Source organism: Olivibacter domesticus (assembly GCF_900109575.1).
Classification (GTDB): Bacteria; Bacteroidota; Bacteroidia; order Sphingobacteriales; family Sphingobacteriaceae; genus Olivibacter; species Olivibacter domesticus.
Genome location: NZ_FOAF01000001.1, coordinates 288,092 through 303,565 on the forward strand (window position 1 = coordinate 288,092; position 15,474 = coordinate 303,565).

At 41.8% G+C, this 15,474-nt stretch carries 11 protein-coding genes and 1 pseudogene; 7 read left to right on the forward strand and 5 right to left on the reverse strand.

All coding sequences use genetic code 11. The features are described from left to right. Positions 1–227 precede the first annotated feature (227 nt). The 3 genes from BMY50_RS01235 to BMY50_RS01245 all read left to right on the forward strand — a co-directional run bounded on the left by BMY50_RS01235 (position 228) and on the right by BMY50_RS01245 (position 5,399). Positions 228–2,072, forward strand: a complete 1,845-nt coding sequence (locus tag BMY50_RS01235; RefSeq protein ID WP_093317074.1) for a chloride channel protein — start codon at positions 228–230, stop codon at positions 2,070–2,072. Between the two features lie 49 nt (positions 2,073–2,121). Further along, positions 2,122–4,611 carry a phosphocholine-specific phospholipase C gene (locus BMY50_RS01240; protein WP_093317078.1) on the forward strand — a complete coding sequence of 830 codons (2,490 nt, stop codon included), beginning with the start codon at positions 2,122–2,124 and terminating at the stop codon, positions 4,609–4,611. A 185-nt stretch (positions 4,612–4,796) separates the two neighbouring features. Then, positions 4,797–5,399, forward strand: coding sequence for a Crp/Fnr family transcriptional regulator (locus BMY50_RS01245; RefSeq protein ID WP_093317083.1), 603 nt, complete (start codon positions 4,797–4,799; stop codon positions 5,397–5,399). A gap of 26 nt (positions 5,400–5,425) precedes the next feature. Here the strand turns inward: BMY50_RS01245 and BMY50_RS01250 are convergent, their stop codons facing one another. Next, complete coding sequence (locus tag BMY50_RS01250) at positions 5,426–5,833, reverse strand: RidA family protein (RefSeq protein ID WP_093317087.1); 408 nt, start codon at positions 5,831–5,833, stop codon at positions 5,426–5,428. Between the two features lie 455 nt (positions 5,834–6,288). Between BMY50_RS01250 and proC the strand changes: the two are divergent. Next, positions 6,289–7,110: pseudogene (gene proC, locus BMY50_RS01255) on the forward strand (pyrroline-5-carboxylate reductase); the annotation flags it as partial. Beyond that, positions 7,103–7,891, forward strand: a complete 789-nt coding sequence (gene proB, locus BMY50_RS01260) for a glutamate 5-kinase (protein ID WP_093317097.1) — start codon at positions 7,103–7,105, stop codon at positions 7,889–7,891. The pseudogene proC and the gene proB, both read left to right, overlap by 8 nt. A gap of 106 nt (positions 7,892–7,997) precedes the next feature. Here the strand turns inward: proB and BMY50_RS01265 are convergent, their stop codons facing one another. Genes BMY50_RS01265 through BMY50_RS01275 form a run of 3 tightly spaced genes read right to left on the reverse strand, consistent with a single transcriptional unit; the run spans position 7,998 to position 10,924 of the window. Further along, complete coding sequence (locus BMY50_RS01265; protein WP_238383638.1) at positions 7,998–8,840, reverse strand: glycine betaine ABC transporter substrate-binding protein; 843 nt, start codon at positions 8,838–8,840, stop codon at positions 7,998–8,000. A 5-nt stretch (positions 8,841–8,845) separates the two neighbouring features. Beyond that, on the reverse strand, positions 8,846–9,676 hold the full coding sequence (locus BMY50_RS01270) for an ABC transporter permease (RefSeq protein WP_093317102.1): 831 nt from the start codon (positions 9,674–9,676) through the stop codon (positions 8,846–8,848). A gap of 3 nt (positions 9,677–9,679) precedes the next feature. Continuing rightward, positions 9,680–10,924: a quaternary amine ABC transporter ATP-binding protein gene (locus BMY50_RS01275; RefSeq protein WP_093317105.1), complete on the reverse strand. Its 1,245-nt coding sequence runs from the start codon at positions 10,922–10,924 to the stop codon at positions 9,680–9,682. Positions 10,925–11,475: 551 nt separating this feature from the next. Between BMY50_RS01275 and BMY50_RS01280 the strand changes: the two genes are divergently transcribed. Then, positions 11,476–12,375 carry a CPBP family intramembrane glutamic endopeptidase gene (locus BMY50_RS01280; protein WP_093317109.1) on the forward strand — a complete coding sequence of 300 codons (900 nt, stop codon included), beginning with the start codon at positions 11,476–11,478 and terminating at the stop codon, positions 12,373–12,375. A gap of 24 nt (positions 12,376–12,399) precedes the next feature. Here BMY50_RS01280 and BMY50_RS01285 read toward each other — a convergent pair whose 3' ends face one another. Further along, complete coding sequence (locus BMY50_RS01285) at positions 12,400–12,753, reverse strand: VOC family protein (RefSeq protein ID WP_093317115.1); 354 nt, start codon at positions 12,751–12,753, stop codon at positions 12,400–12,402. A gap of 255 nt (positions 12,754–13,008) precedes the next feature. On the opposite strand from BMY50_RS01285, the gene BMY50_RS01290 reads away from it, so the two are divergent. Further along, complete coding sequence (locus BMY50_RS01290) at positions 13,009–15,363, forward strand: ABC transporter permease (RefSeq protein ID WP_093317119.1); 2,355 nt, start codon at positions 13,009–13,011, stop codon at positions 15,361–15,363. Positions 15,364–15,474: the final 111 nt, after the last annotated feature.

Sequence of the window (15,474 nt, forward strand, 5' to 3'; positions counted from 1 at the left end):
CGACTTGATGACCGTTCTTCCCGAATAGCTCATTTTAACCTTCGGGAAAAAGAGATCTTTTGATCCGGCCTTACCTCGAATGAGTGTTCTCAAGCACACAATCTCTCATTCAAGGCGTAATTGATAATGATGGTTTAAGGATATTTTTTTACTTTTGTGCCCAAAGAATTTTACTTGTTAAGACACTCTCCCTCTAAACTTATAAGTAATATAAAGGCTTTTTAAGCATGAGAACACGTACAAAAAGGAAATATCATAATTTTCTAAAATTTAAGAGAGATTTTCAAAAATACAGCATACACAAAGCGCGAAGTTATGAGCTTGTTTTGCACTGGCTCAAGAGTAGGCTCAGCAGAAATCAGTTCCTCATTCTTTCGGGCGTTTTGGTTGGATCTACGTCAGGCTTGGCGGGAGTAGTTCTAAAGTCGCTTGTCCATTATATCCATTATTTTATCACCACCAAAGTGCATCTGGAATACCAACTGCTATTTTACGTTGTTTTTCCGTTTTTAGGTATTGTACTGACAACGCTTATTGTCGTCTTTGTTTTTAAAGGACAAGACCGGAAAGGTTTAGGGGCAATTCTTTATGAAATTGCAAGAAATTCAAGCATTGTCTCTTCTGTCAAGATGTATTCGCAAATAATACAGAGTGCGGTTACCGTTGGTTTGGGTGGCTCTGCCGGGCTGGAAAGTCCCATTGCCGTCACCGGTTCGGCTATTGGATCGAACTTCGCACAAACATATAAATTGGAATATAGGGAACGAACTCTTTTATTGGCTGCGGGTGCAACAGCTGGTATCGCTTCTGCATTTAATGCACCGATAGCGGGGATGATGTTTGCCTTCGAGATTTTGCTTACGGGGGTCGTGTTTTCGGACTTTATACCGTTGGTGGTAGCGGCTGTTTGTGGTAGCCTTATTTCCCGTATCTTTCTACAGGAGGATGTTCTTTTCGGTTTTCACTCGCGCGAAGCTTTCGATTATCATAATCTGCTTTATTTTTTGATTTTAGGTGTATTTACGGGGTTATATGCGAGATACTTTGTATTGGTCTCTCAACGTGTAGATCACTTTTTCCATAACCTCAGATTTTCACGGATACAAAAAGCAATAATTGGCGGATGCATCCTGTCCCTTTTATGTCTCTTATTGCCCCCTTTATTCGGGGAAGGCTATGAAACTGTTAAATTACTTAATGATGGGCAGGCAGCGGCTGTTCTGAAGAACAGTTTTTTCAGGTATTTAGATTTTGAAAACTTTTCCGTTATCATTTTTCTTGCTTTTGTATGTCTCTTAAAAGCGTTCGCTACCTCGGTCACCATATTCAGTGGGGGAAATGGTGGTAATTTCGCTCCTTCTTTATTTGCGGGTGGTACGCTGGGCTATTTATTCGCAATGATATGTCATGCCGTAGGTTTAACCGACGTGCCGGTAACTAATCTGGTGCTTGTGGGAATGGCCGGGGTGATGAGTGGTGTATTATATGCACCGCTGACAGCCATCTTCCTGATTGCCGAATCTAGCTCAGGGTATGATCTTTTTATTCCACTGATGATTGTTTCGGTTATTTCCTTTTTAATGGCAAGATGGTTCGCTCCGATATCTCCCGACTTACGTAAACTAGCTGACGAAGGTAAAATCTTTACGCGTGAACATGATAAGAATATTTTGACGCTTTTAGATACAAGTGAACTGGTGAGCAAAAACGCACAAATCATCTTGGATGATGCACCCCTGGAAGATCTGCTTAATATTATTAAAAATGGTAAAATGAATACTTTTGCAGTTTTGAACCAGCAAAGGAACCTCGTAGGCATCTTTACGTTGGATGATATACGCCCCTTTCTTTTTAATAATGATTTACAGGAGTGCTTGAATTTAAAACAGATCGTAAAAGCACCCGCGGCCATCATCAAAGAAACCGACCAGATGAAAGACATTATTAAGGCCTTTGATGAAACTGGTACCTGGAATTTGCCAGTTGTAAATAGTGATAACAAGTTTATTGGTTTCATCTCCAAATCATCGGTATTGACCAGCTATAGGCAATTGTTGAAGGAATATTCGTAATGGACGGTATTTGTTGTTAACAAATAATAAATTAGATTTATTTTTTAGGATGGATACAAGGAGAGATTTTTTGAAAAAGGCAGCCACGTTTGCTGGAAGTGCCTCTTTAATGCATTTGATGCCAGCCTCTATCGCGAAAGCGATGGCGATAGATCCAGCTTCCGGTAGCAGTTATCTGGACGCCGAACATGTAGTGCTACTGATGCAGGAGAACCGATCTTTTGATCATGCTTTTGGTACTTTACAAGGCGTACGTGGTTTTAATGATCCACGCGCGATCAGCTTACCGAATAAGAATAAGGTTTGGTGCCAAACGCGTAAAAGTGGTGAAACTTTTGCTCCTTTTCGGCTGGATATGAAGGACTCCAAGATTACGTGGATGGGCTGCCTACCGCATAATTGGACCGACCAGACTGATGCACGAAACGGCGGAAAGATGGATCGATGGCTGGATGTTAAACGATCGGGATTCAAAGAATTTGCCGAGATACCACTCACTATGGGGCACTATACACGCGGAGATATTCCTTTTTATTATTCATTAGCTGATGCTTTTACCATTTGCGATCAGCACTTTTGCTCGAGCTTAACAGGAACCAATCCTAATCGTTTGTATTTCTGGACAGGCAATATTCGGGAAGGCTTGGACGGAAAGGCTTTGGTTTGGAATGGTGACTCCGAGTATAGTGGAAAGGCTAACTGGAAAACGTTTCCCGAACGTCTGGAAGAGCAGGGTGTCGACTGGAAAATTTACCAGAATGAAATTTCTTCGAGCAGTGCAGGCTACAGTGGAGAGGCTAACAGCTGGTTGGCTAATTTCGGTTGTAATGTAATGGAGTATTTTCCACAATACAACGTGAAACTTAGCAGGCGTTATATCGATTTGCTTAATCAGCAAGAGGAAGAGCTATCACACAAAATCGGGGAGTATAGGCCAGAAAATAGCGGCGAGAAAATAGCGGAACTAAAAAAGAAATTGGAATACGTTATCGCTGAACAAGAATTATATACCTTAGAGCGCTATGAGCAACTGAGCGATCGCGAGAAGGCTTTGCATGATAGGGCTTTTGTGAATAATGCGGGCGATCCGGATTATATGAAGCTGGAAAGGCTCATGTATAAAGATGGGCAAACGAAACGAGCGCTAAATATCCCGAAGGGAGACATATTATATCAATTTAGACAGGACGTTAATAATGGTAAGCTACCGACCGTTTCGTGGCTTACGCCTCCTCAATTGTTCTCCGACCATCCCGACTCGCCTTGGTTCGGTGCTTGGTATGTGAGCGAGGTAATGGACATCCTTACACAAAACCCGGAGGTCTGGAAAAAAACGATTTTTATTCTCACCTACGACGAAAATGATGGCTATTTCGATCATGTGCCGCCATTTGGAGCACCTAACCCGTATAAGGATGGCACAGGGAAAGTATCGCCAGGTATTGATGTTAGGCCTGAATTTGTACGCCAAGAAGAGCAGTATTATCCGGAAAGTGGTCGGGAAAGCAATATAGGGTTGGGATTCCGTGTACCCTTGATCGTTGCATCTCCTTGGACAAGGGGCGGATGGGTGAACTCCCAGGTATTTGACCATACTTCACCCTTGCAATTCTTGGAAACTTTTCTTTCAAAGAAATTTAAGAAGCCTATTGTAGAAACTAACATCACGGCCTGGCGCCGTGCGGTCTGCGGCGATTTAACATCTTCTTTTAGGTCTTATGGGGGCGAGACTATTAAAAAGCCAATGAGTCTGGAAAAGGAACCTTTCATGGAAGGGATTCACCAAGCAAAATACAAAGGACTTCCAGCTAACTTCAAGGCTTTGACCACCGAAGAAATTGACCTCATTAATCGGAATGCGGTGGCGTCACCGTTTTTTCCGCAACAGGAAAAAGGTGTTCGCGATGCTTGTGTGCTTCCGTATGAGCTTTATGTAAATGGTTGCTATGATAAAGCTTTAAATCGATATGAGATTAGCTTTAAGGCGGCTAGTCAGATCTTTGGTAAGCACGCCTCTGGCGCTCCTTTTCTAGTATATGCCCTGAATTCTTATGGGGGGGAGCTAAGCCGTAGTTGGAATTATGCTCTTGAAGCCGGAACCGAACTGCGCGACGAATGGCCAGTAAATAAATTTGACGATGGATATTATTATTTAGGTGTATATGGTCCAAATGGTTTTTACCGATCTTTTAGCGGTACGGCTAATAATAATCCGCTGATACAGATCAGTTGCTTATATCAAAGTGATGCCTGGGAAAGGGGCTCTTTGACAGGCAAACTCTTGTTGAAGTTGATTAATAAGGATGAGCAGGATCACGAGCTGCTTGTTGAAGACAGAAGCTACGGCGATAAGACAAGGCATTTGGTAGTAGAAAGAGGGAGCACTGCTACTATCATACTGGATGTCAACAAAAATCATAATTGGTACGACGTAGAGGTGCGATGCAAGGGGTATGAGGATTTTGCAGAACGCTTTGCCGGTAGAATAGAAACAGGAAAACCATTGAAAACGGACCCTGTAATGGGTGGCATGGTATAATGTAACTAGGTAGAAGATACTAAATAAATTTTAATCAAGTAGGGCTAAATTTTGTACCATATATGAACGTAAACTTCCTATCAGGTTGGAATACGGACTCCAAATATTCATGGAGATAATGGAAGATTACTCATACATTCAACCTATCAATAGCTGATGGCTATTGAAACACGTCAAAAAAGCAAATGAAAGCACTAAATACAAATGATTGCTATCAAGCATTACTTCAACATTTCGAGCAACGCATTGATCTTAATGGGGAGGAGAAGGACTATATCTGCTCACAGTTTCGTTTAAGGGAACTGTTACCCAGGCAGTATCTTTTGGCGCAGGGTGAAATATGCCGCTATGAAAGTTATGTGTGTACGGGTTTTTTACGTTCTTTCCACGTGGATAGGCAAGGGAATGAACATACACTGCATTTTGCTCAGGAGGATTGGTGGATCTCGGATCTGCACAGTTTTCTGCGTCAGGAGTCTGCCAGCCGTAACATTATAGCGATCGAGAAATCAGCAGTTTTACAGATAGACCTACAACAGCGCGAAGCGTTAATGCAAAGTGTTCCGAAAACAGAACGCTTTTGGCGTATATTGAATGAAAGGGCCAGTATGGCGCAAGACCAGCGGATATTGAACAATATAAGCATGTCTGGCATGGAACGTTATCAGGCATTGTTAGAAAAATACCCCCATATCGAACAGCGTTTACCGCAGAAACATATTGCTTCCTTTTTGGGGATAACACCGGTTTTTCTGAGCCAAATACGCAAAGAAATGGTGAAAAAGTAGCAGGGAGCCAAAGCTCCCCCTAATTTTTATTTTTTCCATTCGGCGGCATCGTCCGCCACGGCTGTGGCTTCTATCTCGATAAGTGCATCGGGCGAGAAGAGGGAAGATACTTCAATAATAGTATCAGCCGGATATGGGGCTGTAAAATACTTGGCCCGAAGTGTTACAATTTTTTCAAAGTTACGCATATCGCGAAGCATGATAGTGACTTTGACTATGTTTTTTAAGCTTGATCCGCCGGCCTTTAATACCTTCTCTAGATTTTCAAATGCTTTTTGTGCCTGTGTGTCAAAATCTCCTATGCCTATCAATTTACCCTCATCGTTCAATGCTGTTTGTCCGGAAATAAATAGCAGGTCTCCTACACGATAGCCTTGTGCTAGGTGAAAAGGCTCGTAGGTATCGGGTATTATTTTAATCTGTTGAATGTTCATTTTTTACTATGTTGTTTAAACAAAATAAATCAATTCCTAGCGGCTCTCCATTCAACTATTTTAAGAAAGTTCGTTAAACTAATTTAATTTCTAAAGGCATATAGTCTCCAGATAAATTAATAGCGCATTTTACTTAATAATCTGTTCTTGCTTGTGTTTGGGGCAAGGTAAGGCGTGCAGATATGGCAGTAAATCCTGACATAATTTTAGATGTTGGTGTATAGGTGACACATTTGCAGTTGCATTGAAAAACGTTGTTTTATAATGGGCGCTTGGCTTTTTTTGGATTTATGGAAAGATAGGGTATATAATGTGTAACGAATAGCTGATGGTTAGCGACGATTCGCGATATTTTTAAACTTTTTCCAGATTGTTGCCTTGTTTGCATGATGATTGCACCACCTGGTTAAAAAACGGAGAGCGTCTCCGTATATTTAAATCTATTAAAAAATTACAGGTCTATGAAGGTACTAGTAATTGGAGGGGGGAATATGGGCTTCACCTACGCGGAAGCTATTGCAAAATCAACATTTTTAAAAGCCAAGGATCTGATGATCCTGGACAAGTCGGCCGAACGCGTGGCGGAATTGAAAAAACATCCGCTGCTGGATGCTTATGCCGACTTAAAAGAATGCTTACCCAAAGCAGATGTGATATTAATTGCCGTGAAACCGAACCATGCACAGGGATTAATGGCAGAAATGAAATCACTGGTAAAGAAGGGACAGGTATTTGTATCGATCATGGCTGGCGTTACGATTCAGGTAATACAAAAGGGACTGGGCGTAACGAAAGTAGTTAGGGCAATGCCTAATTTGCCGGCGCAGGTAGGACTGGGCATGACATCTTTTACCGCTGCGGAGCATGTCTCGAGATTGGAACTTTCTATGATTGAACAACTCTTGGACACCACCGGACGGTCGATTTATTTAGATACGGAAAAGGACATTGACGCGTCGACAGGTATTTCTGGCAGCGGCCCTGCCTATATTTTTTATTTTATGCAGTCTATGTTGGAGGCTGCACTCAACATGGGCTTTTCTGCCCGCGAAGCACGCACGCTGGTGCACCAAACTTTTGCTGGTGCAGTGGAGCTTTTCGGCTCGTCTGATCTGGACCCGAATGCTTGGATGGCAAAGGTTGCTTCTAAAGGTGGCACCACTCGGGCTGCACTTGACTCGATGGAGGATAATAATGTGAAGGAAATGATTAAGGAAGCAGCCTACGCGGCTTTTAACCGTGCTGTAGAACTGGGCAAGGAGTTTGATTATGCTTAAGGAACACAAAGAAATCAAACGGGTGGTGATCAAAGTGGGTACAAATGTGCTCACGAATAAGGATAACCGTATTGTGGGTACTGTTTTGAATAAACTGGTAGAGCAGATTGCTTATCTCTATGAAAATGATATCCTCACTGTACTGGTTTCTTCCGGTTCTGTTATTGCGGGAAAGGAGGTGATGCGCCACGAATTGCAGACACAGGACAAAATAGTAAGGAGACAGGTGTTTTCTGCTATTGGGCAGCCACGTATGATGCGCCATTACTATACGCTTTTTCAATCGTATGGCATGCGCTGCGCACAAGTGCTTGCTACGAAGCGCGACTTTGATCCCGGTAGGCACCGGGAAAATATGACCAATTGCTATGAAGGTCTTTTGCGAGAGGGCGTTATTCCGATCGCAAATGAAGATGATGCGGTATCTTTATCTATGTCTACTTTTACGGATAATGATGAACTGGCAAGTCTTGTGGCCGAATTGATCGATGCTGATATGCTGATTATCCTGACCGATGCAGAGGGTTTCTTTAATGGTCATCCGGCGGATCTTAGCAGTGAACTTATTAAACAGGTGGCTGTTGATGAACCGGTAGAACAATTTGTTAAGGAAAGTACAAAAGGCGAAGCGGAAGGTCGAGGTGGCATGAAATCTAAACTGAAGATTGCAAAAAAGACAGCACAGATGAATATTCCTACTTATATTGCAAACGGGAAGCGAGCCAATGTAATTTTAGATATTGTGAACGGAAAGGAAGTGGGTACGAAATTTACTTTGTAAATAATAAATAGGATGTTTGGTTCAGGAGAAATTTGATAGCAGCGTTTCTGGACGAGTTAAAGGGGCATTCACGAAAGGATTGCCCCTTTTCTATATTTAATTCGGATCATTCTTTACCCCACCAAGAGTGAAGGAGCTCTTGATGTTCTTCTACCCATCGTTTGGCGGTTTCCTTTTTATTTTTACCGGCTTCCATTTTGGTGAGCAAATCAGTCATTATTTCTTCGTTGAAGAATGCGTGTTGAAAATAGCGATATAGTTCTGGGAAATCTTTATCAAAATCTTTTCTGACAAACGTTTCGATATGTTCAGTGTCTCCATATATTTTTTTGGGGTCTTCAAGAAACTTGAGATCAAAACGGCCGAATAGCCAATGGGGCTGCCAGGCGGTAACCACCACCCATCGCTTTTCATTGACAGCCTTCTGCAGCTCTGAAGCCATCGCAATCATGGAAGAATTTAATTGTCGGTAATTTAGTTTATACGCTAACAACACACTGTCAGTATAGGTGGCCATCCCTGAACCGCGTTCGATACCGATGATTTTGCTGCCGAATTTATCACGCTTGTCGTTCAGTTCTTCAATGGAATTGATGTCTACATACTTTGGCACTACCAGCCCTAGCTTTGCATCTTCGTAGTTGACCCCTGCGCTGAAAATATTTTTAAAGGGTGCAATTTTATCGCCATGGGTTGTTGGCAGCCAAACATTCATGAAAACGTCGGTATCTCCATTATCCATAGATGCTAGTAAGAGATTAGGTGCTGCTTTATGGGTAACAACATGATAATCTTTTTGGGCGAGGAACTCTTTAGTGACCAAGGTCATCGCATTGCCCTCTGCCCATCCTTCTACCATCCCCATGCTGATCCGTTTGTTGATCCGCTCGCCGCAGCTCAATAGGATATTGCATAAAATAGTTATAACTAATAGTTTGTGTTTTATCATCTTTGTCAATTTAATCCTTTATTGCCGAAGGCTTGTGTAATACGGTCTAGAATGATAGCCAAAATAACGACCGACAAACCACTTTCAAACCCTAACCCAATATCCAAGTTGTTAATACCTTCCAATACTTTTTCTCCTAAGCCGCCTGCGGCAATCATGCCGGCGATGACCACCATGGATAAGGAAAGTAGGATGGTTTGGTTAACGCCAGTGAGAAGGGTTTTTAATGCTAATGGGAGTTCTACTTTAAACAATATTTGTTTTTGCGTTGCACCTAATGAGCGTGCTGCCTCTAACACATCACCGGGAACCTGCTGGATACCTAAGGCCGTTAAACGTACGGCAGGCGGCATAGCAAAAATGATCGTAGCAAAAGCGCCCGGTAGTTTTCCGATACTGAAGAAAAGCACCGCGGGGATGAGATAAACAAAGGCGGGCATGGTCTGCATCAGATCGAGAAGCGGCCGGATAATGCGCTGTGCAGTTTGACTCTTTGCTGACCATATTCCGAGCGGTACTGCCACTATTAAAGCGATGACGGTAGAGGAGATAATTAAGGCTAAGGTTTGCATCGTTTCTTCCCAAAATCCCATGAGATAGATCAATGCCAGCCCTAATAAGGTAAATGTGGCAATACGCTTTCCGGCATATTTCCAAGCTACGGCTGTAAATAGGGCGATTGTGATATAGAATGGAACGCTTACCAATACCCACTCAATACTTTCAATACCCGCGTTTCCAGTGGTTTTTATAAAATCAAATAAGGGTCGTAGATTTGCCATAAGCCACTTCACCGCGATGGCTACGTATTGTCCGATGTCGATTGTTTTTTCCATATCTTAACTGTTATTCGCGTGTTCTTTTAGTTTAGTAATCTCTTGCTCGTTAAATCGGGTGGCTTCAATGACCACAGAATTTTGACTGACAATGCCCAGCAGGCGTTTGCTGTCCCAGTCGATGACAGCAATGGGCGATCGGGTAGCGGTAATGAGTGGCAGCATCTCTTCTACGGTCACTTCAATGCTTACGGTAGGCACATTGGTCAACAGGATACTTTCTACCGTTTTTTCCTGCCTGTTGGCACATTGTACAGCATCGGCTACCCATACAAAACCGAGAAATGTATTTTGTTCGTCAACCACAGGTAGTACGTCTAAGCCGGTGCTGCGCATTTTGCGCAGGGTACCTTCGGGGCCATCTTTTCCAAATCGTACATGCGTTGGCTTTTCATGCATTAAGGTGCCCGCTGTAATGATGGTTTTGCGGTCTACTTTCTTAACAAAGGCTTCTACGTATGGTGTAGCGGGATTGGTAAGGATCTCTTCTGCCGTGCCGATTTGCTCGATAATGCCATCTTTCATAATCACTATGCGATCACCAAGCTTGATAGCTTCATCTAAATCGTGTGTAACGAATACTACTGTTTTTTTGAGTTTGTTTTGCAAGCCAAGTAATTCGTCTTGCATCTCGGTTTTGATCAAGGGGTCGAGTGCGGAGAAAGCTTCATCCATAAGTAGCACTTCAGGATCATTTGTTAAGGCCCGGGCTAGGCCAACACGCTGTTGCATGCCTCCGGAAAGCTGTGCGGGTGATTGACGCTCAAACCCATGCAATCCAACGGTGTCTATCGCTTGCTGGGCTTTGGTCTCGCGGGTTTCTTTATCTTCCCCGCGGAGTTCTAAACCGAAAGCAACATTTTCTAAGACTGTTCGGTGGGGGAGCAAACCGAATTTCTGAAATACCATGCTCATTTCCGTGCGGCGGACATCCAGTAACTCCCGGTGACTTTTGCGCGTTATATTGTCGCCGTTCACATAAACGTTTCCGGACGTAGGCTCTATTAACCGGTTTAAGCAGCGTAATAGGGTTGATTTTCCGCTGCCAGAGAGCCCCATGATGACAAAAAATTCACCTTCGTATATTTCAAAATTTGCTTGGTTGATGCCTACCGTACACTGGGTTTTAGATAGGATCTCTTTTTTGATGCTGCCCTCTTTTAGCATCTGCAGGGCATTTTCTTTATTCTTTCCAAAAATTAACACCAAATCTTCGACCTTTATTTTTACGGGTCTGTTTTCTTTCATATTAAGGGGATTTTATTCTACTTGCTGGATAATGTGTAATGCTACTCGTCTCCCGGATTATGGGCGAACCTGCTAATGGTTACAGAGATACAATGTATATAAAGATGTGGCCTATAGATAAGGATATATCGATAGCGTTAATGTTGCCTAACAAAAAAATGCATCTTGTGAACTAAAAACCGCGGTGCTTTAAAAGCGGCATGGAGGGATTTTTAAGATATTAATTAAGGATGTTTTTCTGATTCGATAAAATAAGCGATACGTACTATTGTATAGTTCTTTTTTTCTCATTGTTGCAAAGATACTAAAAAAAAATTAGAGGGGCTTTGCGCCTGATTTGTGAGCGGCACACTTGGAGCCTCCTTCATGTCCTATTCGCCCAATCGTCACGGTATATCCACACTATATTCGCCTTTTGGCTAGCAAATATGGGTTTCTAACAAATAACTAGCGGCTAAGTAGTGGGAGAAGAGGATGTGGAAATGTACAATCTTAAGCTTAGTGTGAAATAATTATTTTAATTATATTGCAGAATCAAAGTATAATTAAATATGCATGCTGTTCTAGATGAAATTAAGAAAATAAATACGTTTATTAAACAACCCGTGGAGTTCTTCCCGGAGCAGCTAACTAGAAAAGATAAAATTCGAGTCTTCTTATCGGCCATATTATATAAGGTGCTGTTTGTAGGTTTTATACTGGTGATATTGTATATGATAGAGAAGTATCTGTTCGTATTTCAAATGCCATTGTTAGGCACGAAATTATGGGTGATTTTTTTATATGCAGTTATCCTCGCGCCGTTATTCGAAGAACTGATTTTCCGTTTACCGCTTCGTTATAATAAGAATTGGATATGGCGTAAAATAGAAAGTTTGTTCCGTTTACAACCTCAGGTATTTTGGTTACAGAACTATAAATATATCTTGTATACATTTGTGTTCTTGTTTGGTATAGTTCATTTAATGAACTATACCAATAAGGAATTTCTTTTTTTTCTGATTGCGCCACTTATTGTTGGTTCGCAGTTATTTGGGGGGTTGTTGCTAAGTTATACACGTTTGAAATTGGGTTTTTGGTGGGGCGTTGCACAACACAGCATTTGGAATGGATTGATTATTACGTTATCATTGATTTTATTTCATAATAAGGAAGTTGTAAATATTAACCGAGAAGGATTTGCGTTGTCTATTCATGAACTGGGATATTTAGATAAGCAAGAGCAAGTTTTTGAGCTTTCTCAATTGAAAAATGGATCAGTCGATTTACTTGAAGTAAAAAATGGTTCAATTCAACAGTTAATGGATAGTTTATATCGCGATGATCACCTTGTTGTATTAAGCGATACATGGATGAATTTGACACTTAAGGCACCAAAGGGAATCGACAAGAAAGTGTTACTTAATGTATTAAAAGAACAATATCATATTAAATCGCTAACTGGTAAGTAATTTTTGTCTCTATTTATTATGGTGTTAGCCAATATGCGAAAGTATATTCACTAGTTTATTGAAGGGATCTCTAACGTAAAAACGATATACACCCCAAGGCTCGGTAGCTGGTCCATATTCTATCTTAAATCCAGCTTCTTTCATTTGAAGAAGAACAATATCCACATCATCTACTTCGATAGATATATCGGGCGTTGGTGTACCAGAGCCCCCTTCATTTGCAAAGCTGATTTGAACCTGCATTTTAACGTCATTTCCGTAGGTAGCAATCCAGCCATGATCCATTAGGCTTTCTAAACCAAGTATTTCACCGTAAAATTTCTTGGCTTCTGAGATATTTTCTGTGTTGATATTCGTAACAATCCGTTTTACTCTCATTTTTTACTTGTTTAAAGCGTTGCACTTGAAAATTAATTCTATCTGTTGGCTTGAAATATAAAGTGCCAAACTTAATTTTTTGTTTTATTTTAATTGGCTAAAAATACAACAGTCCGAATCTGAACGGCCAATGTACGATTCCGTACACCAATTGGAATGGATAGCTACTGATAATCTTTTTTTGCACGATTTTTTTCTTGGCAAATTTATTGTGGCCTTGCAGAGGAACGCGTGTAACAAAAATTATTTAGCTACATGATACGAAACTACTTCAAAATAGCTTGGCGTAACTTATGGAAGAACAAGCTGTATAGCATGATCAATATGGCAGGCTTAGCGATAGGGATTGGGGCCTGTTTGCTTATTTTCCTCTTTGTTCGCTATGAGTCGACGTATGATCAACATAATCTGAATGTTGATCGCATAGCGCGACTGACTACCACTGTATATACGCCCGAATCTGATCTTGCATTTGCTACCAGTCCGTATCCTTTAGCCGACGTGCTGCAGCGTGAATATCCTGAGGTGGCATCTGCTGTACGTATTGAATCTTCTCCTGCTGCTGTACGGTATAGGAATGAGCTGATTCGGGAAAATGGCTTCTATGAAGTAGACCAATCGGTGTTTTCGGTATTCACCTTTTCTTTTATTGCGGGGAATGCATCGGATGCCTTGACGGCCCCTAACACCATCGTGTTAACAGAACGTATCGCGAGGAAATATTTCGACACACCCGAGCGAGCTATAGGTAACACATTGCGCTGTAACGATAAACCCTACCGCGTGACGGCGGTGGTGGCCGACTTGCCACCTAACGTAGATATTAGGATAGAGGGGATGCTTTCGGCCAAATTTTCGGAGATAACTACATGGTCTGACATGGATTTTCCTCTATACACCTTTGTGCTTTTTAAGCAGCAAACTGACTTGAAAAACTTTGAATCTAAATTACAGAGGATTGCCAAGCAATACGCACAACCGGAACTGGATCGAACATGGTCAAAAGATTATCATTTACGTTTTCTGGTAGAGGAGCTTGGTGATGTACATTTCAGCACCGGCAAGCTGATGGACACGCCTAAAGGCAGCAAGCAGTTTAATTATATTTTTTCTCTGTTGGCGTTTTTTATTCTCTTTATTGCCTTGCTCAATTATATCAATTTATCTACTGCCAAGACAGTAGAGAGAGGAAAGGAAGTAGGGGTTCGTAAAGTGAGTGGAGCACGCCCGCTTCAATTGATCGGACAATTTTTGACGGAGTCTTTTTTGCTGATTGGCTTGGCTTGGGCTGGCGCCATTACACTGGTATTGCTATTGATCCCACATTTCAATGCTTTGTTGAATACCGGCATGGTATTCTCGTGGCAAGAATATGGACTGTTTTTACTGAGCATGTTTATCTTGACCAGCTTGCTGGCGGCTCTTTATCCGACTCTTGCGGTTATAGGTTACCAACCAGTTGAGGTGCTGAAAGGAAATTGGAAAACCAGCTTGAGAGGGATTGCTTTGTGTAAAGGGATTGTTACAATTCAATTTGTGATTGCTACGGCGATGATTACCGGTACGCTAGTGGTTTATCGGCAGATGGAATATGTAACCAAGACCGATTTGGGCTTTAATTTAGGCCAAATGCTGAGCATACGGGTGCCTACAGACAGCATATATCGAAGTCAAGTGAATGGCTTTTATGAAGCCTTACAGCAGCTACCTGGATTGGAAGGCCTAACGAGGGGTAGTGGTTTACAGGAAGACGATCTGGCTATGGCTACTACTTTTGCTAGGAGCAAGGGTGAGAAAAGGGAATTCATGTCTAACTATTTCCTGATTGATCCGAACTTTATACCCCTGTTACAGATTCACCTTGTTGCTGGTAGAAATTTATCTGACAGTTTACTTAGAGATAAAGAGGAAGCCTTTCTGGTGAATGAAAGTTTTGTACGTAATATGGGCTGGAAGGATGCGATTGGCCAACCTCTGGAGGGGTGGGGTCATCAAGGCAAAGTAGTGGGGGTAGTGAAGAACTTTTTCTACAGATCGATGCATAATCTGGTGGAACCCTTGGTGATGATCTATAATACCTTTCCGGCCACGGCAATTTCAATGAAAATAGCACCCCAGGATTTGTCTAAGGTGGAAAGCCTGTGGAAACGCTTTTTCCCGGATCGTGTAATTGATTATTCTTTCTTAGATGAGGCCTATGCAGCTAAATACAGAAAGGACAAAGTAACCAACCAATTGTTTAACTATTTTACCTTATTGGCCATTTTCGTTTCGTTCCTTGGTCTCTATGCTTTGGTAGCTGCAACCGCTGCTAGACGGGTGAAAGAAATCGGTATTCGGAAAGTGTTGGGGGCATCGGTGACAAATATTGTAGCACTTTTGTCAAATGACTTTATTAAACTGGTGGGTTTAGCTATCCTGATTGCTATGCCGATTGCTTGGTGGGTAATGAATAAATGGTTGGATGATTTTGCCTATCGAATGGAAATCCAGTGGTGGATATTTGCCCTCGCAGCACTGGTTATCGTGCTGATTGCGTTGCTCACTGTGAGTTGGCAGGCTATACGCGCAGCCGCCGCTAATCCTGTGAAATCTTTACGCAATGAATAATCAGACACATGGATTGCTTTTTTATAGTATTATACCGTAATTTTTAGATAAAATTTAAGCACCTCTCTACTATGTTGTTACAACTTAATTTTAATCTCGATTTATTGCAAA

Excerpts from the sequence above, each read along its gene's own strand:
- BMY50_RS01235 (WP_093317074.1), top strand. The coding sequence starts at position 228 with ATGAGAACACGTACAAAAAGGAAATATCATAATTTTCTAAAATTTAAG.
- BMY50_RS01240 (WP_093317078.1), top strand. The coding sequence starts at position 2,122 with ATGGATACAAGGAGAGATTTTTTGAAAAAGGCAGCCACGTTTGCTGGA.
- BMY50_RS01245 (WP_093317083.1), top strand. The coding sequence starts at position 4,797 with ATGAAAGCACTAAATACAAATGATTGCTATCAAGCATTACTTCAACAT.
- BMY50_RS01250 (WP_093317087.1), bottom strand. The coding sequence starts at position 5,833 with ATGAACATTCAACAGATTAAAATAATACCCGATACCTACGAGCCTTTT.
- proB (WP_093317097.1), top strand. The coding sequence starts at position 7,103 with ATGCTTAAGGAACACAAAGAAATCAAACGGGTGGTGATCAAAGTGGGT.
- BMY50_RS01265 (WP_238383638.1), bottom strand. The coding sequence starts at position 8,840 with ATGATAAAACACAAACTATTAGTTATAACTATTTTATGCAATATCCTA.
- BMY50_RS01270 (WP_093317102.1), bottom strand. The coding sequence starts at position 9,676 with ATGGAAAAAACAATCGACATCGGACAATACGTAGCCATCGCGGTGAAG.
- BMY50_RS01275 (WP_093317105.1), bottom strand. The coding sequence starts at position 10,924 with ATGAAAGAAAACAGACCCGTAAAAATAAAGGTCGAAGATTTGGTGTTA.
- BMY50_RS01280 (WP_093317109.1), top strand. The coding sequence starts at position 11,476 with ATGCATGCTGTTCTAGATGAAATTAAGAAAATAAATACGTTTATTAAA.
- BMY50_RS01285 (WP_093317115.1), bottom strand. The coding sequence starts at position 12,753 with ATGAGAGTAAAACGGATTGTTACGAATATCAACACAGAAAATATCTCA.
- BMY50_RS01290 (WP_093317119.1), top strand. The coding sequence starts at position 13,009 with ATGATACGAAACTACTTCAAAATAGCTTGGCGTAACTTATGGAAGAAC.